Origin of the sequence: Neorhizobium alkalisoli (genome assembly GCF_002968635.1) — a bacterium.
Lineage (GTDB): Bacteria > Pseudomonadota > Alphaproteobacteria > Rhizobiales > Rhizobiaceae > Neorhizobium > Neorhizobium alkalisoli.
Map to the genome: position 1 here is coordinate 536,101 of NZ_PVBN01000001.1, position 25,005 is coordinate 561,105.

Annotated in this window: 20 protein-coding genes and 1 pseudogene; 6 read left to right on the forward strand and 15 right to left on the reverse strand. The window is 61.7% G+C overall.

The features are described from left to right. Nucleotides 1-13: 13 nt before the first annotated feature. Together C5L13_RS02535 and C5L13_RS02540 are read right to left on the reverse strand one after the other, a co-directional pair. On the reverse strand, nt 14-1,258 hold the full coding sequence (locus C5L13_RS02535) for a class I SAM-dependent RNA methyltransferase (protein WP_105381663.1): 1,245 nt from the start codon (nt 1,256-1,258) through the stop codon (nt 14-16). Beyond that, complete coding sequence (locus tag C5L13_RS02540; RefSeq protein WP_105381664.1) at nt 1,255-2,010, reverse strand: TlyA family RNA methyltransferase; 756 nt, start codon at nt 2,008-2,010, stop codon at nt 1,255-1,257. Before C5L13_RS02540 ends, C5L13_RS02535 begins: the two co-directional genes overlap by 4 nt. A 153-nt stretch (nt 2,011-2,163) precedes the next feature. Between C5L13_RS02540 and C5L13_RS02545 the strand changes: the two genes are divergently transcribed. The 4 genes and pseudogenes from C5L13_RS02545 to C5L13_RS02560 all read left to right on the forward strand — a co-directional run bounded on the left by C5L13_RS02545 (nt 2,164) and on the right by C5L13_RS02560 (nt 6,471). Then, nucleotides 2,164-4,104 carry a methyl-accepting chemotaxis protein gene (locus tag C5L13_RS02545; RefSeq protein ID WP_105381665.1) on the forward strand — a complete coding sequence of 647 codons (1,941 nt, stop codon included), beginning with the start codon at nt 2,164-2,166 and terminating at the stop codon, nt 4,102-4,104. A gap of 111 nt (nt 4,105-4,215) precedes the next feature. Further along, nucleotides 4,216-5,211, forward strand: a pseudogene (locus C5L13_RS02550) (DUF4424 domain-containing protein). Between the two features lie 91 nt (nt 5,212-5,302). Continuing rightward, nucleotides 5,303-5,893, forward strand: a complete 591-nt coding sequence (locus tag C5L13_RS02555; RefSeq protein ID WP_105381666.1) for a cytochrome b — start codon at nt 5,303-5,305, stop codon at nt 5,891-5,893. Further along, nucleotides 5,890-6,471, forward strand: coding sequence for a YceI family protein (locus C5L13_RS02560; protein ID WP_105381667.1), 582 nt, complete (start codon nt 5,890-5,892; stop codon nt 6,469-6,471). The genes C5L13_RS02555 and C5L13_RS02560 overlap by 4 nt, the downstream gene beginning before the upstream one ends. 6 nt (nt 6,472-6,477) lie before the next feature. Here the strand turns inward: C5L13_RS02560 and dxs are convergent, their stop codons facing one another. The 8 genes from dxs to C5L13_RS02600 form a co-directional block, all read right to left on the reverse strand. Further along, entirely contained in the window at nt 6,478-8,397 is a 1,920-nt protein-coding gene (gene dxs, locus C5L13_RS02565; protein ID WP_105381668.1) for a 1-deoxy-D-xylulose-5-phosphate synthase, read from the reverse strand. Between the two features lie 100 nt (nt 8,398-8,497). After that, on the reverse strand, nt 8,498-9,421 hold the full coding sequence (locus C5L13_RS02570; RefSeq protein ID WP_105381669.1) for a pirin family protein: 924 nt from the start codon (nt 9,419-9,421) through the stop codon (nt 8,498-8,500). 101 nt (nt 9,422-9,522) lie between these two features. After that, on the reverse strand, nt 9,523-10,638 hold the full coding sequence (locus C5L13_RS02575) for a hypothetical protein (protein ID WP_105381670.1): 1,116 nt from the start codon (nt 10,636-10,638) through the stop codon (nt 9,523-9,525). A 176-nt stretch (nt 10,639-10,814) separates the two neighbouring features. Next, nucleotides 10,815-11,174 carry a DUF1850 domain-containing protein gene (locus C5L13_RS02580; RefSeq protein ID WP_105381671.1) on the reverse strand — a complete coding sequence of 120 codons (360 nt, stop codon included), beginning with the start codon at nt 11,172-11,174 and terminating at the stop codon, nt 10,815-10,817. Beyond that, entirely contained in the window at nt 11,171-13,279 is a 2,109-nt protein-coding gene (locus tag C5L13_RS02585) for a TRAP transporter permease (protein ID WP_105381672.1), read from the reverse strand. Before C5L13_RS02585 ends, C5L13_RS02580 begins: the two co-directional genes overlap by 4 nt. A 190-nt stretch (nt 13,280-13,469) precedes the next feature. Then, nucleotides 13,470-14,405: a TAXI family TRAP transporter solute-binding subunit gene (locus C5L13_RS02590; protein ID WP_105382050.1), complete on the reverse strand. Its 936-nt coding sequence runs from the start codon at nt 14,403-14,405 to the stop codon at nt 13,470-13,472. Nucleotides 14,406-14,577: 172 nt separating this feature from the next. Beyond that, a complete protein-coding gene (locus C5L13_RS02595) occupies nt 14,578-14,832 on the reverse strand; it encodes an exodeoxyribonuclease VII small subunit (protein ID WP_105381673.1) in 255 nt (84 codons plus the stop codon). Between the two features lie 2 nt (nt 14,833-14,834). Then, nucleotides 14,835-15,767 carry a histone deacetylase family protein gene (locus C5L13_RS02600; RefSeq protein WP_105381674.1) on the reverse strand — a complete coding sequence of 311 codons (933 nt, stop codon included), beginning with the start codon at nt 15,765-15,767 and terminating at the stop codon, nt 14,835-14,837. A gap of 131 nt (nt 15,768-15,898) precedes the next feature. Here C5L13_RS02600 and C5L13_RS02605 point away from each other — a divergent pair, with 131 nt between their 5' ends. Then, nucleotides 15,899-16,297, forward strand: a complete 399-nt coding sequence (locus C5L13_RS02605) for an acyl-CoA thioesterase (protein ID WP_158693372.1) — start codon at nt 15,899-15,901, stop codon at nt 16,295-16,297. Here the strand turns inward: C5L13_RS02605 and C5L13_RS02610 are convergent, their stop codons facing one another. The 3 genes from C5L13_RS02610 to C5L13_RS02620 are packed head-to-tail and all read right to left on the reverse strand — an operon-like array spanning nt 16,298 to nt 18,172. Further along, on the reverse strand, nt 16,298-16,861 hold the full coding sequence (locus C5L13_RS02610) for a biotin transporter BioY (RefSeq protein WP_105381676.1): 564 nt from the start codon (nt 16,859-16,861) through the stop codon (nt 16,298-16,300). It lies immediately after the preceding gene. A 31-nt stretch (nt 16,862-16,892) separates the two neighbouring features. Next, nucleotides 16,893-17,498 carry an energy-coupling factor transporter transmembrane component T family protein gene (locus C5L13_RS02615; RefSeq protein ID WP_105381677.1) on the reverse strand — a complete coding sequence of 202 codons (606 nt, stop codon included), beginning with the start codon at nt 17,496-17,498 and terminating at the stop codon, nt 16,893-16,895. After that, on the reverse strand, nt 17,495-18,172 hold the full coding sequence (locus C5L13_RS02620) for an energy-coupling factor ABC transporter ATP-binding protein (protein WP_105381678.1): 678 nt from the start codon (nt 18,170-18,172) through the stop codon (nt 17,495-17,497). Before C5L13_RS02620 ends, C5L13_RS02615 begins: the two co-directional genes overlap by 4 nt. Before the next feature lie 108 nt (nt 18,173-18,280). Here C5L13_RS02620 and C5L13_RS02625 point away from each other — a divergent pair, with 108 nt between their 5' ends. Continuing rightward, nucleotides 18,281-19,471 (forward strand): winged helix-turn-helix domain-containing protein, encoded by a 1,191-nt coding sequence (locus C5L13_RS02625; RefSeq protein ID WP_105381679.1) that lies wholly within the window; start codon nt 18,281-18,283, stop codon nt 19,469-19,471. 16 nt (nt 19,472-19,487) lie between these two features. Here C5L13_RS02625 and glgB read toward each other — a convergent pair whose 3' ends face one another. Together glgB and treS are read right to left on the reverse strand one after the other, a co-directional pair. Continuing rightward, nucleotides 19,488-21,695: a 1,4-alpha-glucan branching protein GlgB gene (gene glgB, locus C5L13_RS02630; protein WP_105381680.1), complete on the reverse strand. Its 2,208-nt coding sequence runs from the start codon at nt 21,693-21,695 to the stop codon at nt 19,488-19,490. Continuing rightward, entirely contained in the window at nt 21,695-25,000 is a 3,306-nt protein-coding gene (gene treS, locus C5L13_RS02635; protein WP_105381681.1) for a maltose alpha-D-glucosyltransferase, read from the reverse strand. The genes glgB and treS overlap by 1 nt, the downstream gene beginning before the upstream one ends. Between the last annotated feature and the right edge of the window lie 5 nt (nt 25,001-25,005).

The following is a 25,005-nucleotide window of genomic DNA, read 5'->3' on the forward strand; positions in this document are numbered from 1 at the left end:
AAGGCGGGCATTTTCATTTCTGGAGCAGAGCCACGGCTTCCACGTGAGACGACCAGAGGAACTGATCGATCGGCGTCACCGACTTGATGCGGTAGCCACCGTCGACGAGGATCCGAAGATCTCGGGCAAGCGTGCCCGGATTGCAGCTGACGGCAGCAATGCTCTTGATGCCGGAGCGGGCAAGTTCCTTGACCTGCGCCTCGGCTCCGGCACGCGGGGGATCGAAGACCACCGCGTCGTAGTTCCTCAACTCCAGGAGCGTCATCGGCCGGCGGAAGAGATCGCGCTTTTCCACGCTCACCGGCTTCAGGCCTTGTGTGTTTCGAGCGGCCTGATCGAGGGCCTTCAGCGACTTCTCCTCGCCTTCAACCGCATGAACTTTGGCAATACGGGCAAGCCTCAGGGCAAAGGTTCCGGAGCCGGCGAAGAGATCGAGCACGCGTTTGGCCTTTCCGAGATGGGAAAGCACCAGCTCGGCCATGGCGTCTTCGGCGGGCTTGGTCGCCTGCGCAAAAGCTCCTGGCGGCGGCGCGACCTTGACGCCGCCGAAGTCGATCAGCGGTTTCTGCGGCTCGATGACGACCTCGCCATTGACCGAGACGCGAGCGATCCCCTTCAGGCCCAGAACGGTTTCCGTCACCGCGCGGCGCTGCTTGTCGGAAAGCGGCTTCAATTCATCGGCGGCAAGATCAAGCCCTGAAAGAGTTTCCAGGACCGTGATGCGGAAGGTATCGGAACCGGCCGCCAGCGCTTGTCCGACCGCACGGATGGCCTCGAGCCGCGCCATGATGCCGGGCGAGGCGATCGGACATTCCTCGATCGAGACGATATGGTTGGTCTCGGCACGGTTGAAGCCGAGCAGGAAATCCTTTTCCGTCTTGCGGGCCGAAAAGACCGTCCGCCGCCGCTCACCGGCCTGCGCGACGACAAGTTCGCCCACCTCCGGCGTGAGACCCTTGGATTTCAGCGCCTCGACCACCAGTTCACGTTTGAAGGTCCGATAGGGGGCATCGGCCAGGTGCTGGAGCGAACAGCCGCCGCAGGCGTCCCGATCGGGGTCGAAATGGCGACAGAGCGGGGCGATGCGGTCCGGCGAAGCTTGCCCGATCGACATCAACGAGCCATGGCTGCCGTTGCGGGCGATCGCCACCGTCTCGCCCGGCAGCGCATGCGGCACGTAGATGGGCCCCTGGTCGCTTTCCGCAATGCCATGGCCCTGCGCTCCGAGCCGGGTGATCTTGACTGTTTCTGTGCTCATTCTGCTTTTTTTCCTGCGAGCAGGAATTCCTCGTTGCCGTCACCGCCTGAAATCGGAGAGGGAATGAGGCCGAGGCTCATCCAGCCCATGTCCTCCGTAAGCCAGCGCTCCAGCTCGGCCGCTACCTGCGGCGCCGTCTCGGGCTCCCGCAGCAGGCCTCCCTTGCCGACCGCGTCCCGTCCCGCTTCGAATTGCGGCTTGACGAGAAGCACGCATATGGCCCCCGGCATGGCAAGGTTCAATGCCGGCGGCAGGGCGAGCTTCAGCGAAATGAACGACACGTCAGAGACGATGAAATCGATCACCTGGCCGTCGATGTCGTCCGCGGTGAGATTGCGCGCGTTCAGCCCCTCTATGTTCGTCACGCGCTGGTCGGTGGCAATCTTCTCGTGCATCTGACTATGGCCGACGTCGAGCGCCGTGACATGGAAGGCCCCGCGTTCGAGCAATACCTGGGTGAAGCCGCCCGTGGAGGCCCCCACGTCGAGGCAATTCCTGCCACGCGGATCGAGTGCGAAATGATCGAGCGCCGCGACCAACTTCAGCGCCGCCCGGGATACGTAACCCTTGGCAGGATCATCGACAGCGATCGTCGCGTGCGGCGAGAGCAGTTGACCGGGTTTGGTCACCACCTGGCCGTTCACCGTAACCGTGCCGCGCGCAATTGCATCGCGCGCCCGGGAGCGGCTGTCGAACAGTCGAAGGGACACCAGGAGTTGGTCGAGGCGTTGGTTTTCTACGGTTTTGGACATGGTGCTATGTCAATGCCCGCCCCGCGGGGTGCTGGCAAGACCATTGCCTATGAAAACTTTGGGGGCAGCTCAACGCAATTTTAATCGACTTGCGGTTTTCTGCAGATGGAGGAGACGCCCAGGCTGTGTCATCCGGAAAAAGCGAAAGTCGTCATGTCACTGAAAAATCTTTCCCTCAATAAAAAGCTGATCATTACCTTCGTGGCTCTGATGTCGGTCTGCCTGCTCGCTTCGGCGGGCGTCTATTGGCAGTCCTTGAGGTCGAACCGCGCCTCCGTGCAGCAGATTGCTGCGCAGGAAATCATGATGAATGTGGATGCGGCGCTCGAAGCGATGCTTGAGCAGGCCGTCAACCAGCGCGGCTTCCTGCTCTTCAAGAGCGACAGCACCTACAAGGACGTGTTCGCCAACCGCGAGAAGATGATCGCTGCGATCGACGCTGCCAAGAAGCCGGCGGCCGGTATGCCGGATCTCCTTGCATCGCTGGATGCCATGCGTGCCACGGCCGACGTCTTCCACACCCAGTTGACCGAGCCCCAGCTTGCTGCGCGCAAGAATACCGACATGCCGATCGACCAGGTGATCGAGATCGGCCGCAACCAGGCCAAGGGCCAGCTCGACGGCTTCCGGGATGCAGCGGCCAAGATCAAGAAACAGGCAATGGACCTGACGGCGGGTACACGCCATGAGCAGGCCGACGCCTTTGGCGACCTGCTGATGGCGCTGCTCGTAGGCGGCGGCCTTGCCGGCGCGATCGCGGTAGCGCTCGTCTGGGCGCTGTCACGGGCGATCGTTACGCCGATCGTCGGCATGACCGAAGCCATGACCTCGCTCGCAGGTGGCAACCATAACATCGACGTCCCCGCCCTTGATCGTGGTGACGAGGTGGGCCTGATGGCCAAGGCCGTCGCAGTCTTCAAGAATGCGGCCATCGAAAAGCAGCGGCTTGCCCATGACACCGATGCGCTGCGCGAAACCAACGAGCGCGAGCGTCTCGCAAACGACGCACAGAAGGCCAAGGAAGCCGCCGAGATCGAGTTCGCGATGGACTCGCTCGCTGCGGGTCTCGCGAGCCTCGCCAATGGCGATGTCGCCTATCGACTCGACAAGCCGTTCTCCGGACGTCTGGACCGGCTGCGGACCGATTTCAACCAGGCGCTCGAAAAGCTCCAGGCTGCGCTGCGCGCGGTTGGTGACAATGCATCGGCAATCAGCGCCGGAGCCGTCGAAATCCGTGCCGCTGCCGACGACCTCGGCCGCCGTACCGAACAACAGGCCGCTTCCGTCGAGGAAACCGCGGCTGCACTCGAAGAGGTGACGACGACCGTCAAGGAATCGGCTCGTCGTGCTGAAGATGTCGGTCAGCGTGTACAGCGCGCCCGCGTCGGTGCCGAGAAGTCGGGCGAAGTGGTTCGCCGCGCCGTCTCCGCCATGGAACAGATCGCCAAGTCCTCCGGCGAGATCAGCAACATCATCAGCGTCATCGATGACATCGCGTTCCAGACCAACCTGCTTGCCCTGAACGCCGGCGTCGAAGCGGCCCGTGCGGGCGATGCGGGCAAGGGCTTTGCCGTCGTCGCGCAGGAAGTCCGCGAACTTGCCCAGCGTTCCGCCAACGCTGCGAAGGAGATCAAGTCGCTCATCACCACCTCCAGCCAGCAGGTCGATGCCGGCGTGGCTCTGGTCGGCGAAACCGGTCAGGCACTCGAGGCAATTGTCGGTGAAGTGCAGCAGATCAACGAGCATCTGAGCGCGATCGTCATCTCCACCCGCGAGCAGTCCACCGGGTTGCAGGAGATCAACACCTCCGTCAACACCATGGACCAGGGCACGCAGCAGAATGCTGCCATGGTGGAAGAGCAGACTGCCGCGAGCCATAAGCTCGCGCATGAAGCCGAGGCGTTGGATGCACTCCTGAAGCAGTTCAATCTCGGCGGGCCGTCCACGGGCCGCATTGCACGGCCGGTGACCGCTTCGGCGGAAGCCCGCCCAGCGGCATCGCCCGTCAACGCGCTGCGTTCGACGGTCGCCCGCGCCTTCTCCGGCAAGACCGCGACCGCAGCCGCCGTGAAAGAAGACTGGTCGGAATTCTGATCCGTCCAGCGCGCTTATATTGCCAAGGCAGGCCGGAATGAGTTCCGGCCTGCCTTTTCTGCTTCAAGGTTCCAGTCTATCGTCCGTCCCAACCAGGCTGGAGGGACGAAAATGCGGTGGACCTTGTTATTGGGCGGGCTTTTGCTTGCCTCCAATCCGGTATTCGCCAATGATACGACCGCCGAACTGACGACCGGCGGGCTCATCTATTCGCAGACCTCCGAAGTGACGATGGAGGAGGAAAACCTCTACATTTCCCGGGAAGAGGTTCTGGTGGACTATGTCTTCAGGAATGCCGGCAAGTCGGATTTCGAAAGCATCATCGCCTTTCCCATGCCGGATGTCGTGGGCGGTTCTCAAAGCGATATCGCTTACGGTGATCCCGAGAGCGACAACTTCCTCGGATTTTCCGTCGTTCAGGATGGCAGGCAGATCACGCCGCAATTGCAGCAGCGGGTGATCGCGATGGGCATAGATCGCACCGAGGAACTGCTGGCGCAGCAAGTTCCGCTTCTGCCCTATAGCGAAAAGACGGGTGTCGCGCTCAAGAACCTGCCCGAGGACGTCAAGAAACGCTGGATCTCCGAAGGCTTGGTCTATGTCGATCGCTACGATGCCGGAAAGGGTTGGCAAGAGGATCTGCGGCCGGTCTGGACGCTGCGTTCGGTCTATTGGTGGAAAACGACGTTTCCCGCCGGAAAACCGGTGCGCGTCAGCCACCGCTACAAGCCGAGCGTCGGCGGCACGGTTGCCATGAGCTTCATCGAGGGCGGCAAGCCGGGCTTCAACCACGCGACTTACACCGATCGCTATTGCCTCGATGCAGGCTTCATGAAGACTGCCGCCAAGCTTGAAGCGGCCGCCGGCAAGTCCGGGCCGCACTATACCGAACAGTAGGTGTCGTACATTCTCACCACCGGCGCTAACTGGAATGGGCCGATCGGCAAGTTCAAGCTGACGGTCGACAAGGGCCGCCCGCAGGACTACGTCAGCTTCTGCGGCAATGGCGTGAAGAAGGTCGGTCCCACGACCTTCGAGATGACAGCGACCGACTTCTACCCGGAGAAGGATCTGCACATCCTGTTTCTGATCGCGGGGGATCAGTAAAGTTTTGATGAGCGGGCGTGAGCCATTGGCGACTTGCCGGAGGGGCCGACGAAGAGCATGATCGGCGCGTGGAGACTGCGGGAAGCCAGTCATGCGCCGTCCTGTCCATCGTTTTGACCTCCTGACGATCATCCTGCACTGGCTGATCGCTATCCTCATTCTCGGCCTGATCGCGCTTGGCGTCGTCATGACCAGGCCATCTATCGACCCGGTCCTGCAGTTCTCGCTTTTCCAGTGGCACAAGTCGCTCGGCATGCTGGCGCTGCTGTTTGCAGTCGTAAGGTTCGTTTACTCGGTGATCTGGGTGCGCGTCCGGCCGGTTGGCGGCATGAAGCCGTTCGAGCATCTGTTGGCAAAGATCACGCACGGTATTCTCCTGGCCCTGACGATCCTGGTCCCGCTGGCCGGCTGGCTGATCGCTTCGGTCTCCCCGCTGGAGATCCCCACTTTTGCCTTCAATCTGATTGTCGTTCCGCATCTGCCGGTTCCGAAATCCGATGCAGCAGAGATCTGGTGGGTGACCGCTCATGCCGTGCTCGCCTATTCCACTCTGGCGCTGGTATTCCTGCATTCGAGCGCATCGCTCTATCACCACTACTGGCGACGCGATGACGTCCTGACCCGCATGCTGAACAGAGAACGCCGATTGATCGAGCCATCAGCCAAGGAGCCGACATCATGATCCGGCACGCCTTTCTTGTATGCCTGATGTTCGCTGCATCCCTGGCGCCAGCCGCACGCGCCGCCGAGCTTCCAAGTCTCGCCGAAGCAGCAGGGCGCTATGCCATTTCCTCAGGTTCGATCATCGCATTCCGCGTCGATCAGGTGGGAGGCGGGGGGATCCGCGGCAGGTTCGGCAAGTTTTCCGGCACCTTCAACCTGAAGGCCGGGGACCTGGCCCATTCGACGGTCAACTTCGATCTGAAGCCGGAAAGCGTCAGCACCGGTCAGGACCGCGTCGATGCGTTCCTCCGGTCAGGCGCGGTTTTCGATTCCGGCCACTTCGATACGATCTCTTTCCGCTCGGATCGGGTGGAGCAGACGGGGCAGGACAGCGCTCGCATTACCGGAACGTTGACCGCAAAGGGACGCAGTGCGTCCGAGAGCTTCGACGTGAAGCTCACCGCCTGGAGCGGACGGAGGATCGCCTTCAACGTCAGCGGCAGGATTTTCCGTTCTCGCTATGCGATGGATGTCGGAACGCCGATCTATTCCAATGTCGTTCAGTTCGACATGACGATCGAAGGACGGCGCGGGTGAAAGGGCTCAACCCGCGAATCCGACGCCTATCCTGGTCTGTCCCAGCGCGCTGAAGACGGTGGAGACGATACCGGCGCGGTCGAGACCGGCCTTGGCGTACATGGCGTCCGGGCTCGCCTGTTCCATCCAGATATCCGGCAGAACCATGGAGCGGATCTTCAGGCCGTTGTCGAGCAAGCCTTCGGTGGCGAGGAACTGCAGCACGTGACTGCCGAAGCCGCCAACGGCACCTTCCTCTATGGTGATCAGCACCTCGTGATGACGGGCGAGCTGACGGATCAGGTCATGGTCGAGCGGCTTGGCGAAACGCGCATCCGCCACGGTGGTGGAAAGGCCGGCTGCGTCAAGGTCTTCTGCCGCCAGCAGACAGTCCTTGAGCCGCGTGCCGAAGGAAAGGATGGCAACCTTCGAGCCCTGCTTCACCACACGGCCCTTGCCGATTTCGAGGATCTGACCACGCTCCGGCAATTCGACGCCGACGCCTTCGCCGCGCGGATAACGGAACGAGATCGGGCCCTGATCGTAAGCTGCGGCAGTGCGCACCATGTGCTTCAGTTCCGCCTCGTCTGCGGCGGCCATCACCACCATGCCGGGCAGGGTGGCTAGGAAAGTGGTGTCGAAGGAGCCCGCATGGGTCGGCCCGTCGGCGCCGACGAAACCGGCACGGTCGATCGGGAAGCGGACGGGAAGACCCTGGATTGCCACATCATGCACGACCTGATCGTAACCGCGCTGCAGGAAGGTCGAATAAAGGGCACAGAACGGCCTGTAGCCCTCCGCCGCAAGACCGGCCGCGAAGGTCACCGCATGCTGCTCGGCGATGCCGACATCGAAGGTACGCGAGGGAAAGGCTTCTGCAAATTTGTCGATGCCGGTACCGTTCGGCATGGCGGCGGTGATGCCGACGATCTTCTCGTCGAACCCAGCTTCCTGCACCAGTGCTTCGCCGAAGACGCTCGTATAGCTCGGCGCATTCGGCTTTGATTTTGCCTGCGCGCCGGTGATGACATCGAACTTGTTGACGCCATGATACTTGTCGGCTGCGGCTTCCGCCGGGGCATAGCCCTTGCCCTTCTGCGTGCAGACATGGATCAGTACGGGACCGCGGGCGTTGTCGCGCACGTTGCGCAGCACCGGCAGAAGATGGTCGAAGGAGTGACCGTCGATCGGGCCGATATGGTAGAAGCCCATCTCCTCGAACATGGTGCCGCCCGTGACATAGCCGCGAGCATGCTCGACGGCCCGGGTGATCGCCCGGTCGATACGGCCTCCGAGATAGGCGGTCAGTTTCTTGCCGAGGTCGCGGAAGCCCATATAGGTGCGGCCCGAGGCGAGCCGCGCGAGGTACGCGCTCATCGCGCCGGTCGGCGGCGCGATCGACATGTCGTTGTCGTTGAGGATGACGATCAGCCGGGCGTCCAGCGCGCCGGCATTGTTGAGAGCCTCATAGGCCATGCCAGCCGACATCGCGCCATCGCCGATGACAGAAATGACGTTGCGCTTCGACTTCGAGAGATCGGCCGCAACCGCCATGCCGAGGCCGGCGGAAATCGAGGTGGACGAGTGCGCTGCCCCGAACGGATCGTATTCGCTTTCGGCGCGCCGCGTGAAGCCCGAAAGTCCGTTTTCCTGGCGCAGCGTCCGGATACGCTCGCGCCGGCCGGTCAGGATCTTGTGCGGATAACATTGGTGTCCGACATCGAAGATCAGCCGGTCATCCGGTGTGTTGAATACCTTGTGGATCGCGATGGTCAGCTCCACGACACCGAGACCCGCGCCGAGATGCCCCCCGGTCCGCGACACCGCATCGATCATCTCATCGCGCACTTCACGGGCAAGCTGCGGCAGGTCGCGGTCATCGATCTCGCGAAGATCAGCGGGAAGCATGACCTTGTCGAGCAACGGCGTGATGGGCGTTGATGTCACAGGGGCTGGCCTTTTCTGCTCTTGTCCGGAAGTCTGCCTTCCACAAGATGAGAAGAAAACAGGCTTTTTCAAGTTGTTCAAACCCCGGTTCTAACCGATTTTAACCCGTCGGCAAGGGGACAAACTCCTCCTCGTCACCCGGCACGATGTCAAAACGGCCGCTACGCCATTCCTCTTTCGCCTTTTCAATTCGCTCTTTCGAGGAGGAAACGAAGTTCCACCAGATATGGCGCTTGGAATTGAGAGCGGCGCCGCCGAACAACATCAGGTGACAGCCCTGAGAGCCGCCTTCGAGCGTGATCGGGTCGCCGGGACGGAAGACGAGGAGCTGGTCGGCCGCGAACCGGTCGCCCGCGACGACAAGCTCGCCGGACAGGATGTAGATGGCTCTTTCCTCGTGCGCGGCGGCGAAGGGGAAGCGCCGGCCTGCCTCCAGCCGCAGGTCGACATAGAGCGTATCTGTAAAAGTCGAGACCGGAGAGCCGAGCCCTTCGAACGAACCGATCACCACCCGCCCCTTGGCGCCGTCCACGTCGATCAGGGGCATGGCTTCTTTGTCGGTATGGGCAAAGGCCGGATCGATCTCCTCCTTGTCGTCCGGCAGAGCCAGCCAGGTCTGCAGGCCGGACACCGAGAGCGGATGGCCGCGCAGGTTTTCCGGCGTGCGCTCGGAATGAACGATGCCGCGACCGGCTGTCATCAGGTTGATGTCGCCGGGGCGGATGACGAGTTCGGTGCCGAGGCTGTCGCGGTGCTTGATCTCGCCGTCGAAGAGGTAGGTAACGGTCGAAAGCCCGATATGCGGGTGCGGTTTGACGTCCAGAGCCTCGTCGGCGCGCAGCAGCGCAGGTCCCATCCGGTCGAAGAAGATGAACGGTCCTACCAGCCGCCGCTGCCGGGTCGGCAGGGCACGCCTGACGGCGAAGCCGCCAATATCGCTGGATCGCGGGATGATCAGGTTCTCGATTGCGTCGCAGGCAAAGGCGTCGCCCGCAACCGGGTCTGTTCCGGGAAAAAAGGACATGGGCTGATCTCCGTCTCGATTGACGGAGAACCTAGTCCGATATCGAGGGTTCGAACAGCCGGAACCGGAGAAACAGTGTGTTTGTCATCCCACGGTCTGGTTCAGCCGAATCGCCCGCCGATGAGGCGGCTCCACTGCTCGCCCGCCAGTCCGTTCAGGAAGCTGTCGCCAGACTGGATGGCCTGCCTGATGTGAGGATCCCGACAATGAAGCACGCTTGATGCGCTGTTGATGAATGCAATCCGCTTGCCGAGCATCGCCTCCATCAGGAAGGGCTGCGTTCGCCCGCGCACCGCGCTTGCGCCCTTCATCGCTGCATGCGCGACTGCCGCATCCAGCACCGTCTCTTCATACCCATGAGCGGCAAGCATTTGAATGATCCGGGCGGTCATCTGTGGGCGCCAGTGGTAGAAGAAGCCTCCGACAGGCTCCTCCACGCGATTGAGAACCGCGCAAAAAGCCGGATGCCCAAACTCGGGTTTCTCCAACGCTTTCGAAATCACCCGCAAGACCTCCTCGTGAGACCAGCCCGGTCTCAGGAGAAAGCGTTCCGTCATCATTGCAAAAAGATCTGCAAAGGCCTCATGGTCGATTTCCCGTATGGAAATCCCACCCTTTGTAAGCGGCTTCGCCGAAACACCAAGCCAGCGCAGCCGGTCGGGGGACATGCGGCGCTGGAAGAGATTGTCGGTATGAGACGCGAACCGCTTGAAAAGGCCGAGTCTTGGGTAACGGCTCCCGGCATTCTCCAGCGCGAAGGCGGCCGGCCGGATGACGCGGATCCAGTCGAGACTGTAGGATGGCAAGGCAATTCCACCGAGGTGTTTCCACATCCGCATCGAGACTTCGCTGGCGGTTTCGCTGAAAGAGAAATCCTGCGGGCCGTTCAAGGCCGTCTTGAGGATCTTTGCCCCCGCGAGTGGATCGCCCGAGCGCTCGTCGACCATGATGGAACTCAGGAGCGCCGCTCTGACAGGTCGACCACCGAGCTGCATGGGCAGAACATGCCGTCCTACAAATCCGGAAATTTCCCCGCCTTCGGCAACGTGGACGAGAGAGGGAAGGTCCGCTGCGCAGGCGTCATCCTCGATGTAGAGTTGCCCGAGATAATCGACGAAATCAGGTGAGGGGGCGTCGTCCGACCTGCGGAATATGCGCTGGAACAGATCGGCCACGACCGGAATATCGGTGACTGTCAGCGGACGTGTATGACCCATCCAGTTTCTCGCGGGTTCGGCCGGCATCCGATCGGCCGCAACCCGCTGTGGGCAGCCGGCGCGTCCTCACCGTGTTGGCAAAGCCGTTGATAGCGCCATTAGGTAAAAAGAGGTTCAAGCGGGAAGCTAAACCTTTAAAGAACTGGTTCTTTTCAGAGCGGCTTCAGATGCGCCTCTCACGGACAGGGCGAAAGAACTGCCGCATCTCCAGACGCCTCGCCGATCGTGAGGCAGCCGCCCTCGTGGCAGAGCAACCATCCGCCGTTCGTCGCGCCGGATCCCGCGAGCGAAAGACGCGGCTGCGGCGGCAGTGCCGGATGCCACACCCACCAGCCGTTCCGCAGTCTGGCGTCCGGTCCCGGTTCCATCCCGGCGCCGGAACCTTTGACTGCAGCTTCACGAATTTCCAGTCCCTTCGGCGTCACCGCCCAAGTTTCCCGCCATTCCGTCTTCTGCACGGAGTGGCTCCAGGACAGCGTGAAAAGCGAGACGGCAAGCGTAGCCGTCTTGCTCGCTGCAATGATGCAGAGGCTCATGTAAGCGCTGATGCGGTAGGCGCGTTGCGGGTCCGCCACCAATGCCAGCCGATCCAGAAAACGGTGATCGCCCAGCCGATCTCGTCGGTCCATGGCAGCGCCAGCACCAGCAGGACGCCGGCGAGGAAGGCGAGCACCCGTTCCCAGATCGCCAGCCGCGCAAAAAGGAACCCGACGACGCAGGCGCCCCAGAGTACGATGCCGACGCAGGCCTTGGTGAAGACGTAAGCGACTTCGCCCCAATAGCCGACATAAGCGGAAAGCGGACCGGGATCCTGCAGCATCAAGGCTGGCGTATAGACCGCCATGAAAGGCACGACATAACCGGCAATCGCGAGCTTGGTGGCCGCCCAGCCGATCTTCTGGCCGGAGACCTTGGCGATCGGCGCCGCCGCGAAGGCGGCAAGCGCCACCGGCGGGGTCAGGTCCGCCATGATGCCGAAATAGAAGACGAACATGTGGCTGACGATCAGCGGCACACCGAGTTCGAGCAGCGCCGGGCCGGCAAGCGAGGAGGTGATGATGTAGTTCGGGATGGTCGGGATACCCATGCCGAGAATAAGGCAGGTGATCATCGTCAGGATGAGCGAGATGAACAGGTTGTCCTTGCCGATCTCGATGATCGCCCCGATCAGCATCGAGGCAATTCCGGTGAGCGTCAGCGTGCCGATGACGATGCCGACGATGGCGCAGGCAATCCCGACCGGCAGCGCGTTCTTGGCGCCTTCCGCGAGCGAATCGACACAGATCATCAGCGTCTCGCGGCCGCCCTTGAAGAAAAGGCAGGCGGCGATCAGCAGCACGAGCAGGCCGGCCAGGAAGGTGACGCCGAATTCGAAGAAGCTGGCAGAAGCGATGCCGACCGCCAACCAGAAGACGATGCGGAAGGCGGTCGGGCCGATCAGAGCCGCAATCGGCGTCGCCAGGATGAGAACGATGGTGAGCGCAAGGCCCATGGTGCCGGCGAAGATCGGGGTATAGCCGGCAAACAGGAGATAGACGAGGGCGGCAAGCGGCAGGATCAGCGGCCAGTGCTGCTTGATGGCGCCCCAGGCGCTCGGCAGCTCGCTTTCGTCCATGCCGCGCAGGCCCGCCTTGCCGGCTTCCAGATGCACCTGCCAGAAGCAGGCGCCGAAATAGAGGGCCGCTGGAATGATCGCGGCCTTCACGACTTCCGCGTAGGGGATGTTGAGCGTCTCGGCCATGATGAAGGCGACCGCCCCCATCACCGGCGGCATGATCTGTCCGCCCATCGAGGATGTTGCCTCGACGCCGCCGGCAAAGGCCGATTTGAATCCGAAGCGCTTCATCAGCGGAATGGTGAACTGGCCGGACGCAACGACATTCGCAACGCCGGATCCCGAAATCGTCCCCATCAGCGCCGATGAGAGCACGCAGACCTGAGCCGGGCCGCCGCGCCAGGCGCCGACGAGCCCGAGCGCCACGTCGTTGAAGAGCGCGATCATTCCCGCCCGCTCGAGGAACGCGGCAAACACCACGAAGATGAAGATGTAGGCGGCCGAGACATAGACGGGCGTGCCGTATATCCCTTCCGTGCCATAGGCGAAATAGTCGATGATCTGGTCGAAGAAATAACCGCGTGTCTGCAACGCGCCTGGCGCATATTGGCCCAGGAAGCAGTAGGCGAGGAAGACGCCGCACATGATCGTCAGCGGCAGCCCCATCAACTGGCGGGCGCCTTCGAAAACGACCACGATCAGCACTGTGCCCACCACGAGGTCGGTGGTCGTCAGAAAACCGCTGCGCTGCAGGAGCGGCGCATATTCCACCCAGTTGTAGATGCCGGTGGCAAATCCCAGGATTCCGAGCAGCCAGAACCAGCTCCTGCCGACTGTCGTCTTGGCGCGAAGCTGCGCAAGCAGGCCGAAACCGAGCAGCAGAAGAAAGGCCACATGCATCGCGCGAATGACCTGGCTCGGCAGGATTGCATAGGCGGCGGTGATCAGCTGGAAGGCGGAAAAAGCAAGAGCGATCCCGAAGGTGATCTTGGCGCCCAGGCCTTCCCCCCAGCCCGCCGGCAGCCCCTCGATGGGCTCTTCGGCACTCTGCGGCGTCATCGGATGATGCATTGCGGATTCGGACATTTTTGCTCCGGGATCGCTTTGGTCTTTGAAAATCCCCCTCTGGCCTGCTGGCCATCTCCCCCACAGGGGGGAGAGGACTCGCAGCACCCTCCATGCTCTATTCGGCGGAGGGGTACGGCAGGCTAAACCCCTCCCCCTTGTGGGGAGGGGTTGGAGAGGGGACTTGCAAGGAACACGGACTGCGTGCTCGTTACTTCATCAATCCCGCTTCCTTGTAATACCGCTCAGCACCCGGATGTAGCGGCACCGGCATGCCGTCGAGCGCCTTCTTCGCGTCGATCGCCTTGGCTGCCGCGTGGGCGGCGGTCAGCTTCGGCAGGTTTTCGAAGAGCAGCTTGGTCATCTGATAGACAGTTTCGTCGGAGACGCCGGAATGGGTGATCAGGAAGTTGCCGACAGCCGCCGTTTCCACCTCCGCCGTCTGGCCTTCATAGGTCCCGGCCGGGATTTTCACCGACACGTAAGGTGCGCCGATCTTGTCCACCTCGGCCTTCGGGATCGCCACCACGTTGATCTTCACCGAGGTTGCAAGGTCGCGGATCGATGCGACGCCGAGCCCGGCGGACTGAAGCGTGGCGTCGAGCTGGCGGTTCTTGATGAGCTCGACCGATTCAGCAAATGGCAGGTATTCGGTCTTGCCGAGATCCTTGTAGGACATGCCGGCGGCCGAAAAGATGGCGCGGGCATTGAGTTCGGTTCCCGAGGCGGGGGCACCGACGGACAGGCTCTTGCCCTTGAGATCGGCAAGCGTCTTCACGCCTGAATCGGCGCTGGCGACCACCTGAATGTAATTGGGATAGATGGCAGCGATGCCGCGCAGCTTGTCCAGCTTGGCGGGAAAGCCCGCTTCCTTGTTGCCCTTCCAGGCTTCCTGAACGGAATCCCCCAGCGAGAAGGCGATCTCGCCGCGTCCGGCCTGAAGCAGGTTGAGGTTCTCGACCGACGCCTTGGTAGCCTGCACCTGCGTGCGGGAGCCCTTGATGCCCTGGCCGTATATCTCAGAAAGCGCGACGCCGAGCGGGTAATACACGCCGGAGGTGCCGCCGGTCAGTACGTTGATGAATTCGGCAGCCTTCGCGCCGCCAGCCGAAAGGACCGTCGACACCGCCATCGTTGCGGCAAACATCAGATTGATTTTACTGGATTTCACACCAAGCGTCACGATTGTCTCCTCCCAAAGCAACCATTCAGATGGCGGCTATCATGGGGAGGTGGTCATGGAGCGTCAATCGGTTTGTGGCGCGATCGTGGCGATGGTCGTAAGACTTTGGTTGTACTCGCCGTTCGCCCCTTGAAGCCTACTCGCCGTCGAGCGGCTCGACGCCTTGCGGCTTGCCGGCGCGGTCCAGGCGGATCTTCTCGATGCGGTTTTCCGCCGCAGTCAGCAGCTTCTCGCAGTGTTTCTTCAGGGCTTCGCCGCGCTCGTAGATGGCGATCGATTCATCGAGCGCCACGTCGCCGCGTTCGAGCCGCGCAACGATGCTTTCGAGCTCAGCCACCGCCTTTTCGAAGGAATAGCCGCTCACATCGACGGTCTCGTTGCTCTCGGTCATTTCTATCCCCTCATCAGTCTGCAGATATGCATGCCGGCCGATTCGGCCAGCCCTTCGAGATCATAGCCGCCCTCCAGCAGGCTTACGACCCGGTTGTTCGCGTATTTGCCGGCGATTTCCATCAGCCGCCCTGTTGCCCAGTCGAAATCGTCGCCGACGAGGTTGATCTGCGCCAGAGGATCGCGGTGGTGGGCATCGAAGCCCGCTGAAATCAGGATGAAATCGGGGCGAAAATTTTCGAGCGCCGGCAGCACGCGGCTCTTGAAGGCCTCGCGGAAGTGTTCGCTGCCGGTGTCGGGCGAGAGCGGAGCATTGACGATATTGCCATCCTTGCCGCTTTCGTCCTTGGCGCCGGTGCCGGGATAAAGCGGCATCTGATGCGTCGAGCAGAACAGCACCGAAGGGTCGTCCCAGAAGATGTCCTGTGTGCCGTTGCCGTGATGCACATCCCAGTCGACGATTGCGACCCGTTCCAGCCCATATTTCTGCTGCGCATGCCGTGCTGCTATAGCGACATTGTTGAATAGGCAGAAGCCCATATACTTGTCTTTTTCGGCGTGGTGGCCCGGAGGACGCGCCGCGACGAAGGCATTGTCCACCTTGCCGGTAAGCACGTCATCGACGGCGGCCATGGCTCCGCCGATGCCCGTCAGCGCCGCCTGCAGGCTTTTCGGCCCGACATAGGTGTCCGCCTCGATCTGGCGAATGGTGTCCTCCTCGGGAATTTCCCGCATCACGGCGCGCAGGTAGTTTTCCGGATGGACGAGCAGGACGTTATCCTCGTTCGCTTGGGGAGCCTGCTTGCGATCCAGTTTTTCGAAGTTCGGATGCTGCAGGGCGATCGCCAGCGACCGCAACCGGTCGGCGCGTTCGGGATGCCCCTCGGGAGTGCGGTGTTCGAGGAAGATGTCGTGTTCGTAAAGGCGCGTGGTCATGTGGCGGCCTCATGAGGTTGTCTGCCCGACATGGCGCAGATGGTGTGATTTTTCAAGCATGCTCCTTTTGCCTCGGAGCTTGTCTCGCACGAAAGAATGGTCTTACATGGGGATGCAACCGAGGAGGCAAGGTGGCCAAGGACACAGTAAAATCGCAGGAATTCCGGGTGCCCTTTCGCGATGTGGACATGAATGGGGAGATGTTCCGTGCGGCCTATGTCGTTCGCGCGGAGGAAGCGGTCACCGAGTTCTGGCGCCGCCGCAAGCCGCAGAAGGACGATCCTTTCTTCGCAATCGGCAAGATCACCTGTACGTTCCACGCCGCTTTGAAGTTTGGCGATCTTGTGCAGACTCATGTGGGTGTGAGCAAGATCGGCGGAAAATCGGCGGGCTTCCTGGTGCATATGTTGCGCGGCGAAGAAGCAGTGGCAGAGGCTGAAGTCGTCTGGATTGCCTGCGATCCCCGTAGCAAGGAGCCGGTCGCGCTTCCGGAAGACCTGCGCGACTGGCTCTACGGTTTTCTGGATTGATCAGGCCCGCTGCGGCAGCAGCGGATAGCCGACCATTACGGCGCGGCCTGCAAGCGCTGCGATCACGGCCTTGAAGCAATCGCCCGGAATGAAGGCAAGCGATCCGAGGAAAGCCTTGGAAAAACCAAGCCCGGTGACGAGCGCCAGATAAGTGATGCCGAAAGCATAGAGCACCGCGACGCCGCCGATCAGAGCGGCCAGGAAGAAATTCACGCCCTGGACGAAGCCGGTTTGGCTCCGGTCGACGAAATGTTCGGCGATGTAGCCGGTCACGAAAGCCGCGAAGACCCAGCCGATGAGGTAGCCGGTGGTCGGTGCGGCGAAGACCGCAAGGCCGCCGCGACCTCCGGAGAGCACCGGCAGGCCGATCGCGGCAAGCAGGAGAACCAGAAGCACGGCCACGGTACCGCGCTTGGAACCGAGCACCACGCCCGCAAGCATGACGCCAAGCGATTGAGCGGTGATTGGCACCGGAATGAAACCGAGCGTGATGGGCGGAAGCAATCCGAGCGCTACAATGATTGCGGCAAACAGGGCTGCCAGAACGAGATCACGAGTGGTCATGGTTTGCGATTCCTTAATTCCGGATGACGGATCATTTCTGCGCACGAATGCCCCGGGCGTCAATGGCTGCGGCGATCTCGTCGGCATTCTTGAGCGTCAGAATGATCAGCGGGACCGCGAGCGTCAATATGCGAGGCTTCAAGCCGCGGGCCCGATGAGCGTCCTTGATAGCACGGTAGCGGTCCAGGATTTCCGGCACGAAACGGATAACCAGGCCGATCGACAGGCCGATATCGGCGGCCTTGACCAGGCCGAGCCGTTCTAGAGGCCGGGCGGCGAGCGTGATTTCGTCGATGAAATCGCCGATCCCGGTTGTGGCCGTCACCGCCGCTGCCAGGAGCATCAGGCTTGTCAGCCGAAGGAGTACGGTTGCAGCCTCTTCAGCAGAGCCGACGAGCAGGGTGAACAGGGCAACGACCGCAATGGTCAGGAAGATCGGCCGGAGGCGGGCGAGCGAGTGACGCAGGCCGATGCCGAGCGACGCATATATCGCGGCACTTATCAGTGCGGCCACCGCCAGCGGCGGGATCGACCTGAAGAAGAACAGTGCGATGCCTGCAGCTGCAAGGCCGAGAAGTTTTACGCGCGGCGGAAGCCGATGCAGGACACTGTCGCCTTCCACGTAAAGCGTCTTCATCGGGCAAGCTCCCGGTAAAGCCTGATCGTGTCGGCAGGCGGACCATCGGCGGCAAGCCGGCCTTCGTGAAAAAGCAACATGCGGTCGAAATCTTCGACCAGTTCCAGATCATGGCTGATTACCATGATGTTTTCGTCCAGGCCTTCGATCGTGCGCCTCACCAACTCGCGGTTTTTCAGGTCAAGCTGGTTGGTGGGCTCGTCCATGATCAGGATATCGGGTTCCGTCGCCAGAACCGAGGCAAGCGCCGCCAGCTGCAATTCGCCCCCGGAAAGCTCATGAGCCCGGCGGGCGGCGAGATGGCCGATCCCGAAACGGTCAAGCACCGCATCCACGGCGGCGTCGCTCTCCTGTCTGGAGAGTTTTCGGCTCTTGAGGCCAAGAGCGATGTCTTCCTTCAGGATCGGCAGGATGATCTGGTTCTGGGGGTTCTGGAAGATGAAACCGGTTTCCGCCCGGACCTTTTCGCCGTGCTGGACGGTGTCGAAGCCGTTGACGACGACATAACCCGCCGACGGGGCGACCAGCCCGTTGATCATTCGGGCGAAGGTCGTCTTGCCGGAACCGTTGAGGCCGATGATCCCGATGCGCCGCTCGCTCAGCGAAAGGGTGAGGGGATGGAGGACGGTACGCCCTTCGAAACGCGCTTCTGCTTCCTCGAAACGAATATCCAAGCCGGTCCCTCGCTTTTCAGCGGTCTATAGACCGGAAAATGAGGAAGGGGAATTCGGAACCGAACGTGAACATTGAATCCGTCGCGATGGCATCCTAGTCTAACATCCATGGCGATTCTCATTCCGAACGATCAGGCCCGAAAGATATTCCTCGAACGGCAGCGGCTTTCCGAGCCGCCCGGGCGTGCTCTTACCAAGGCGGGGCTCCTGCAGCTCATCGATGATCTGGGCTTCGTGCAGGTCGACAGTATCGCGACCGTCGAGCGCGCCCATCACATGATCCTCTTTTCGCGCAACCAGACTTACAGGCGCGACCATCTGACTGCGCTCCTCGAGAAGGATCGCGAACTCTTCGAGCACTGGACGCACGATGCCTCGATCATCCCGTCGCGGATGTTTCGTTACTGGAAACATCGCTTCCGCCGTCGCGAGCCGGTCCTGGCGGAGCGATGGAGGAAATGGCACGGCGAGGGTTTCGATTCCGCCTTCGAAGACACCTTCCGGCATATCGCGGAGAATGGCGCGATCATGTCGCGGGACATGAAGGTCGAGGATCACAAGTCGGGCGGCTGGTGGAACTGGCATCCGAACAAGACGGCGCTCGAATACTACTGGCATATCGGAAAGCTCGCGATCGCCGGACGAGTGAACTTCCAGAAAGTTTATGACCTCGCTGAACGCGTCATTCCACCGCATCACCACGAGCCGGAGGTGAGCCACGAAGAGTTTATCGACTGGGCTTGCCGCACGGCACTCCAGAAACTCGGATTCGCGACATCCGGCGAGATTGCCGCTTTCTGGGATATCGTGACGCCCCAGGAAGCCAAGGGATGGGTTACGGACCATCGGGATGAGTTGACGGAGGTTCTGGTGGAACCCGCCGACGGCAGCAAGCCGCGGCCATCCTTTGCCTTTGCGGGATTTCCCGAAAATCTGGGCGATCTTCTCGAGCCGCCGGCCCGGGTGCGCGTGCTCAGCCCATTTGACCCGCTGCTGCGCAACCGAGACCGCGCGGAGCGTCTTTTCAATTTCTTCTACCGCATTGAAGTCTTCGTGCCGGAGCCGAAACGGCAATACGGCTATTATGTCTTCCCGCTGCTGGAGGGTGACCGGATGATCGGTCGGATCGACATGAAGGCCGACCGGAAATCGGATGTACTCGACGTGAAGCGCCTGTGGCTGGAAAAAGGCATTCGCCCGTCAGCTGGTCGGCTGGAAAAGCTAGAGGCTGAACTTCTCCGCGTCGCGCGCTTTGCCGGCGTGGAGAAGATCACGTATCAGCCAGGCTGGCGCGACTAGCTTCTCGCGCGACGCGTCAGCCTTTCCATCGCAGGAAGACGGTGGCGAGCGGCGGCAGCGTCAGCGGGATCGAAAATTCCTTTCCGTGTGAAGACTGCCTTTCGGTCCAGGCTTCCGTCTGTCCCAGATTGGCGCCGCCATAGAGACCGGCATCCGTGTTGAGGATGACTCCCCATCGCCCCTCCGCGGGTACGCCGACCCGGTAGCCGTGCCGCGGGACCGGCGTCATGTTCGACATGACGAGGATATGGGATGATCTGTCTGCGGTGCTGCGCAACATGCCGTAGATGGAGTTTTCCGAATCGTCGGCGACAGCCCATTCGAAGCCTTCGTGGTGCAGGTCGCTGTACTGCAGGGCTGGCTCCTGCGCATAGAGCCGGTTCAGGTCCGCGATCAGTTTCTGCACGCCGGCATGCTCGGGCCTGTCGAGCAGGTCCCAATGGAGCGAGCCGTCGTGGCTCCACTCGGTTTCCTGCGCGATCTCGCAGCCCATGAACAGCAGCTTCTTTCCCGGATGCCCCCACATGAACCCGTAATAGGCGCGGAGGTTTGCAAGCTTCTGCCAATGATCGCCCGGCATTTTCCCGAGCAGCGAGCCTTTGCCGTGCACGACCTCGTCGTGGGAGATCGGAAGCATGAAGCGTTCGGAATAGGCATAGATCATGCCGAAGGTCATCGCCCCGTAATGGTATTTGCGATAGATCGGATCGTCCTGCATGTAGTGCAGCGTGTCGTGCATCCAGCCCATGTTCCACTTGAAGTCGAAGCCGAGGCCTCCGTCTTCCGGCTTCTTCGTGACACCGGGCCAGGCCGTGGATTCCTCCGCCACGGTGAAGGCATGCGGGCAGCGGTTATGGATGATGCTGTTCAGGTGCTTGAAGAACTCGACGGATTCCAGGTTTTCCCGGCCCCCGTATTGGTTGGGCATCCATTCGCCTTCGTTGCGGCTGTAGTCCCGGTAGAGCATCGAGGCTACGGCGTCCACGCGCAGCCCGTCCACGTGGTAGTGTTCGAGCCATTCGAGTGCCGAGGCGATCAGAAAACCCTTCACCTCGTTGCGGCCGAGATTGTAGATGAGGGTATTCCAGTCCTTGTGGAAACCCTCGCGCGGATCCGCGTGTTCGTAAAGCGCGGTGCCGTCGAAGCGCGCGAGCCCCCAGACGTCGGTGGGGAAATGCGCCGGAACCCAGTCCAGGATGACCCCGATGCCGGCTTCGTGGCAACGGTCGATGAAATAGGCGAAATCCTCCGGAGTTCCGTAGCGGCCCGTCGGGGCAAACAGCCCGAGCGGCTGATATCCCCAGGATCCGCCGAACGGATGTTCCATGATCGGCAGCATTTCGATATGGGTGAAGCCGAGGTTTTGCACGTAGGGGACCAGCCGTTGGCTGAGCTCGACCCAGTCCAGTACCCGGTTATCCTCTTCGCTGACCCTTACCCATGAACCGAGATGCACCTCGTAAACGGAGATCGCGCCTTCGCCGGAACGGTCGGCGCGGCGCGCGCGCATCCATTCCTCGTCCGTCCAGCGGAATGGCTTTGACGACGCCACGATGGAGGCCGTCGAAGGCGCCGCCTCGCTGGCGCGGGCTACCGGATCTGCCTTCTGCGGCAGCAGATTGCCGTGCGCATCGACAAGTTCGAATTTATACCGTTCGCCATGGGTGAGGCGCGGGATAAAAAGCTCCCAAACGCCGGCTTGCGGACGAAGCCGCATCGGGTGACGGCGGCCGTCCCAGACATTGAAGTCGCCCACCACGGAGACGCGTTGGGCGTTCGGTGCCCAAACGGAAAAACGCACCCCGGCCACCCCTTCGACCTCCATTGGGATTGCGCCGAGCGTTCTGCCCAGGTCGTAGTGGGTACCCTGGCCGATCAGATGCAGGTCGAGATCGCCGAGCAGCAGGGGAAAAGCATAGGGGTCTTCCATTTCCTGGACCGTGTCCGGCCAGGCAATTCTGAAGAAATACGGAGCTGTGCTGCCGGTGACGCCGGCAAACAGACCACCCTCGTGGATGGATTCGAGTTGCGTCAGTATCTTGCCGGTCGCCGCTTCAACGACTTCCACCGCGACGGCTCCGGGCAGCAAGGCGCGGACGATCGTCAGATCGCCATACTGGTGACGGCCGAGAATGGAAAAGGGATCGCCATGCCGACCTTCCACCAGGGCCTGCAGGCCCTCGCGGACCGTGCCGATCATCAGGTCTGTACGCTCGTATCTCATCAGGCGTTCTCCAGAAGTCTTGACGCGATTGCCGAGAAGCCGGCAAGCGGAAGAGGGAGCCAGTGCGGCCGGCTGCGCACTTCGTAGGCGATCTCGTAGGCCGCTTTTTCGAGCAGGAAGAGGTTGAGAATACGGTCGCGGGCCTCACTGGGGATCCGCAACGCGTCGGACGCTTCGGTGGCGTCGAAATAAGCCTGCAGGAAGGCCGGCTCCGCCCTCTCTATAAAGCGGGTGACGAGCGCGTTGTGGCGATCGTGGTCCACTTCGTTCACCACCTCCCTGTGAAGATCGGCGGAAGCGGCCAGATAGCTCAGCGACCGGAGGAGCCCGGCAACGTCGCGCAGTGGATTGGCCTTCGCGCGGCGGTCGGCGAGATCCCGGGTCGGCTCGCCCTCGAAGTCGATGATGTAGGCGTCGCTTTCCGCCACCAGGATCTGGCCGAGGTGAAAGTCACCGTGGTTGCGCGTCATCACCGTGTTCTTGGCAGCCTCCGCCAGATTTGCGGCCACGCTCAGCAGGTCGTCACGGCGTTCAAGCAGCGCCTTCGCTTCCCGCTGCGCCTCGCCTTCGAGCAATTCCGTCTTTGCTTCGAGCAGCGACAGGCTGTGGGCAATCTGGCGGACGACCGACTCGCGCCATTTGTGCACATCCGCATCGGTGGCCCGTACCGGCTTGAATGCCTCGTCGTCCGTCTGCTGCGCCAGGGCCACATGCAGTTCGCCGAGCCGCGTCCCGATCATGGTGACGAAATCGACGAGCGGTTTGAAATGGTCGTCGACGGCGTCGCCATCCAGACCGGTGACCACGATCTCGTCGATCGAACGGCGAAGGTTGCTGAGCATCCAGTTCCAGGCGTCTCCCTGGTTGCGAATGGCGCCTTGAACGATGATCAACGTATACCGGTTGCCATCCGGCGCGATCCGAGCCACCTCGCCGAGCAATTGGGCAGTGTTCTTGTAGCCGACGTCAGTCAGATATCGCGTCATCTCCACTTCGGGGTGAGTGCCCGGGAAGATGTGGCGGATGAGTTTCACCATCGCCATGTCGCCGAGGATGAGCGAACTGTTGGACTGTTCCGCCGAAAGCCAGTGGACCTGCATATCGTCGTTGACGTGTACGCAGTCGAGATGATCGGTTCCAAGGAATTCCAGGGTGCCGGCCCGGCCGGAAATCACCGCTCGTTCGCAAAGCCCCCGTATCACGCCGCGGGCCAGACCCTCCATCGCAAAACCGTCCGTCAGGAAGCCGACACGGCGGCCCTGACGAATGCGCGCCAGCGCAAGTTGCTGGGCAAGCGCGCTCGGCTGGTTCTCGTCCCACGAGACGGCGAGCGGTAGAAGATAGGTATCCGTGCGGCCGCCGAGATCGACCTCCAGTTCGCCGAGAAGGATGTTGTTGGCGAAGGCGATCGGGGTTGCCGTCGTCAACCTGGCGGAGTGCAAGATCTCGCCTTTCGAGCCGAACCAGCGACGCTTGCCGAGATAGGCCGGCAGAACCTCTTGCGAGAACGTATTCGTCAGCCTTTGCTCGTCCATCAGTTCCTGCAGATCCCGGCGGATCACCATCGTCACCATGTCCTGCAACTGCTCGGGCGGCTCCGTGCGCCAGACCGGGCCGTCTGCTTCGACCGCGAGCTGGAACCAGAAGAAGCCGTAGGGTGGCAGTGTCAGCAGATAGGTAAGCTGCCCGATCGGGGGGAACGGCGACATGCCGGTCAGCTCGATCGGCACGCGGCCTGCAAATTGGGCGAGATCGAGTTCCACCGCCTGCGGCAGTCGCGAGAGGTTGGCGACGCAGAGGATCGTCTCGCCGTCGTGCTCGCGAAGATAGGCGAGGATCTTGCGGTTTCCGGGTGACAGGAACCTTAAGGAGCCGCGTCCGAAAGCCATGTGCTTGTTGCGCAGCGCCAGCATTCGCCTCGTCCAGTTGAGCAGCGAATGCGCGTCTGCTCCCTGGGCTTCGACATTCACGGCCTCATAGCCGTAGAGCGGATCCATGATCGGTGGCAGGACGAGCCGGGCGGGATCCGCCTTGGAGAAACCGCCGTTGCGGTCCGGCGACCACTGCATGGGAGTGCGAACGCCGTCGCGGTCCCCCAGATAGATGTTGTCGCCCATGCCTATTTCGTCGCCATAGTAGACGACCGGCGTGCCGGGCATCGACAGCAGCAGCCCGTTCATCAGCTCCACGCGCCGCCGGTCCCGTTCCATCAGTGGCGAGAGCCGCCGACGGATGCCGAGATTGATGCGCGCGCGCCGGTCCGCGGCATAGATGTTCCAGAGGTAATCGCGCTCTTCGTCGGTCACCATTTCCAGCGTCAGCTCGTCATGGTTCCGAAGGAAGATGGCCCATTGGCAGTTCTCCGGGATTTCAGGGGTCTGCCGCATGATGTCGGTGATCGGGAAGCGGTCTTCCTTGGCGATCGCCATGTACATGCGGGGCATCAGCGGAAAATGGAAGGCCATGTGGCATTCGTCGCCGTCGCCGAAATATTCCCGCGTATCCTCGGGCCATTGGTTCGCCTCGGCGAGCAGCATCCGGCCCGGATGGCTGGAATCCAGGGCGGCGCGGATCTTCTTCAGGATATCGTGCGTCTCGGGCAGGTTCTCGTTAATGGTCCCCTCGCGCTCGATGAGATAGGGAATGGCATCGAGCCGGAACCCGTCGATGCCGGTCTCGAGCCAGAACCGCATCACGCCGAGCAGTTCCTCCAGCACCAGCGGGTTGTCGAAGTTCAGATCCGGCTGGTGCGAATAGAAGCGGTGCCAGTAATAGGCTCCGGCGACAGGATCCCAGGTCCAGTTCGATTTTTCCGTATCCAGGAAGATGATGCGGGTTTCCGGGAATTTATGATCGTTGTCCGACCATACGTAGAAATCCCGTTCCGGCGAGCCGGGCGGCGAATGCCGCGCCCGCTGGAACCACGGATGCTGATCGGAGGTGTGATTTATGACAAGCTCGATGACGACCCTGAGGCCCCGTTGATGGGCGGCCTCCACGAAGGCCGTGAATTCTTCGATGGTTCCATAGTCGGGGCTGACATTCGTGTAGTCGGCGATGTCGTAACCGTCGTCGCGGCGCGGAGAGGGGAAGAAGGGCAAAAGCCAGATCGTATTGGCTCCCAGCGAAGCGACGTGATCGAGCTTCTCGTGCAGCCCCTTGAAGTCGCCGATTCCGTCGCCGTTGGCGTCGAAGAACGACTTGATGTGAAGCTGGTAGATGATCGCGTCCTTGTACCACAGCGGATCCGCCTCGTGGGGATGAGCCTGGTTCTGCGACTGGCCGCGGTTACCCGTCATATCCATCTTTT

What these genes read in the sequence shown, in the direction of transcription:
- treS (WP_105381681.1), bottom strand. Translation starts at nt 25,000, where the DNA reads ATGGATATGACGGGTAACCGCGGCCAGTCGCAGAACCAGGCTCATCCC.
- C5L13_RS02600 (WP_105381674.1), bottom strand. Translation starts at nt 15,767, where the DNA reads ATGACCACGCGCCTTTACGAACACGACATCTTCCTCGAACACCGCACT.
- C5L13_RS02575 (WP_105381670.1), bottom strand. Translation starts at nt 10,638, where the DNA reads ATGGGTCATACACGTCCGCTGACAGTCACCGATATTCCGGTCGTGGCC.
- C5L13_RS02540 (WP_105381664.1), bottom strand. Translation starts at nt 2,010, where the DNA reads ATGTCCAAAACCGTAGAAAACCAACGCCTCGACCAACTCCTGGTGTCC.
- C5L13_RS02615 (WP_105381677.1), bottom strand. Translation starts at nt 17,498, where the DNA reads ATGAAGACGCTTTACGTGGAAGGCGACAGTGTCCTGCATCGGCTTCCG.
- C5L13_RS02590 (WP_105382050.1), bottom strand. Translation starts at nt 14,405, where the DNA reads ATGTTTGCCGCAACGATGGCGGTGTCGACGGTCCTTTCGGCTGGCGGC.
- C5L13_RS02585 (WP_105381672.1), bottom strand. Translation starts at nt 13,279, where the DNA reads ATGTCCGAATCCGCAATGCATCATCCGATGACGCCGCAGAGTGCCGAA.
- C5L13_RS02595 (WP_105381673.1), bottom strand. Translation starts at nt 14,832, where the DNA reads ATGACCGAGAGCAACGAGACCGTCGATGTGAGCGGCTATTCCTTCGAA.
- C5L13_RS02560 (WP_105381667.1), top strand. Translation starts at nt 5,890, where the DNA reads ATGATCCGGCACGCCTTTCTTGTATGCCTGATGTTCGCTGCATCCCTG.
- C5L13_RS02580 (WP_105381671.1), bottom strand. Translation starts at nt 11,174, where the DNA reads ATGAGCCTCTGCATCATTGCAGCGAGCAAGACGGCTACGCTTGCCGTC.
- C5L13_RS02555 (WP_105381666.1), top strand. Translation starts at nt 5,303, where the DNA reads ATGCGCCGTCCTGTCCATCGTTTTGACCTCCTGACGATCATCCTGCAC.
- C5L13_RS02535 (WP_105381663.1), bottom strand. Translation starts at nt 1,258, where the DNA reads ATGAGCACAGAAACAGTCAAGATCACCCGGCTCGGAGCGCAGGGCCAT.
- C5L13_RS02625 (WP_105381679.1), top strand. Translation starts at nt 18,281, where the DNA reads ATGGCGATTCTCATTCCGAACGATCAGGCCCGAAAGATATTCCTCGAA.
- C5L13_RS02610 (WP_105381676.1), bottom strand. Translation starts at nt 16,861, where the DNA reads ATGACCACTCGTGATCTCGTTCTGGCAGCCCTGTTTGCCGCAATCATT.
- C5L13_RS02570 (WP_105381669.1), bottom strand. Translation starts at nt 9,421, where the DNA reads ATGTCCTTTTTTCCCGGAACAGACCCGGTTGCGGGCGACGCCTTTGCC.
- C5L13_RS02545 (WP_105381665.1), top strand. Translation starts at nt 2,164, where the DNA reads ATGTCACTGAAAAATCTTTCCCTCAATAAAAAGCTGATCATTACCTTC.
- glgB (WP_105381680.1), bottom strand. Translation starts at nt 21,695, where the DNA reads ATGAGATACGAGCGTACAGACCTGATGATCGGCACGGTCCGCGAGGGC.